We start from the raw sequence: 1,525 nt of genomic DNA on the forward strand, positions 1-1,525 counted from the left end.
TATGTCTTGTCCTAAAAAGTCTTTACAGTTGGGATCTGTTACTACTATATGTTCTTTACAACAGATACTTAGTCCGATTAAGGGTTTACACAGATCTTTCAAGTAATCCTTTTCTGACTTTACACGATTGTAACAGTAATCCTTGTCAGGCTTTACTGAGTTAACTTGGAATACCCAATTTAGGTAATTTAAATTTTTCATCATAGACGATTTTATTATGATTTTCCTTCCAATAGTTTTTCCATCGTCTGGGCAGCTCTCCTTCAGAGGTATGCGCTACCTCTGGAGTCATCATATTTATACTCAAATGTGGCCTTTTGGTGTTATAGGCCTCAATAATTCCTGATAATTTCAAAGCAGTTTCATACTTGGTACTAAGTACAGATCTGTTCAACCATTCGGTTTTTAATATGCCGTTCACCCGCTCTGCTATAGCATTTTCTAAAGGGTCGCTATTTTCTGTCATACTGATATTGATGTTAAAAGACCTCAGTTTAGAAATGTATTTATCACAGCAATATTGAATGCCACGATCCGAATGATGAATAAGAGCAGTTGCTTTGTTAGCAGGGAGCTGAGAAAGAGCCATTTCCAATGCAGATACGGCACCTTCCGCTTCGAGTTTAGTGGATAAGTCCCATCCAATTATCTTACGGGAATAGGCATCAGTTATCAATGAGAGGTATAAATGGCCCTCACTGGTCGTAATATAGGTTATATCACTCACCCATAACTGATGTGGCTGTGTCAAATGTATATCTCGGATCAGGTTCGGATATTTACGGCACCAATGCCTTGAATTGGTTGTTATAATTCTGGTTTTATGGTGGCGAACTAATAGATGGTTCTCCCTCAATAAGTCAAAAAAAGCATCTCTACCAATATTTATATTTTCTCTTTTCATTTCTGCACTGATTATACTAAGGAGCTTACGTCCACCAATACCAGGTAAACTGCTGCGTTCATTTTTAATCATTTCAAGCACTATATGAGATTGTGCCCGACATCTATACTCGTATTTCTGTAACTGATAATAAGCTTGTCTGGTAAAGCCAAACAATCCACAAAGCCTATCTATACTAAGCTTTGGATACTGTTGCTTTATTTCTTTGACTGTTTGGCACCAGACTTTTTTCTGATGGAGATATTTAGATTTTGTTCTGCAATATCTATCATCTTATTAGTGGCCAGGTTTAACAGTTGCTCTCTTTCAAGGGCTTCTTCCAGTTCTTTAATACGTTTTATCATATCCTCTGTAGTACCCGGAAGTTCTGTTTTAGGTGTTTTAGGAAGTTTTTCTACAACGTCAGTTCTGAATTCTCCACCAAATTTATCAAGCCATTGCTGAACAGACGCGGGAGCAGGCAAGTTAAATTTATCAGCAGTTTTTTGCTGGCTGTCATCGGAGGTTAGGTAGTGCCGAACAACTTCACGCTTGAAATCGTCCGAATAACGGTTTACAATTTTCATAATTTAATTTATTTAAAATCATTCAAAAACTGTAAAGCTATTTCCGGACAAGACA

At 37.2% G+C, this 1,525-nt stretch carries 2 protein-coding genes; both read right to left on the reverse strand.

What is annotated here, in order from left to right; translation table 11 throughout:
- Nucleotides 1-160: 160 nt before the first annotated feature.
- Nucleotides 161-1,105: an IS3 family transposase gene (locus K7X70_RS24355; RefSeq protein WP_368388886.1), complete on the reverse strand. Its 945-nt coding sequence runs from the start codon at nucleotides 1,103-1,105 to the stop codon at nucleotides 161-163.
- Complete coding sequence (locus K7X70_RS24360; protein WP_222539524.1) at nucleotides 1,102-1,470, reverse strand: transposase; 369 nt, start codon at nucleotides 1,468-1,470, stop codon at nucleotides 1,102-1,104. The genes K7X70_RS24355 and K7X70_RS24360 overlap by 4 nt, the downstream gene beginning before the upstream one ends.
- Between the last annotated feature and the right edge of the window lie 55 nt (nucleotides 1,471-1,525).

Source organism: Pedobacter polysacchareus, assembly GCF_019802255.1.
Classification (GTDB): domain Bacteria; phylum Bacteroidota; class Bacteroidia; order Sphingobacteriales; family Sphingobacteriaceae; genus Pedobacter; species Pedobacter polysacchareus.

Coding starts and splice junctions, on each gene's coding strand:
- K7X70_RS24360 (WP_222539524.1), bottom strand. CDS start 1,470: ATGAAAATTGTAAACCGTTATTCGGACGATTTCAAGCGTGAAGTTGTT.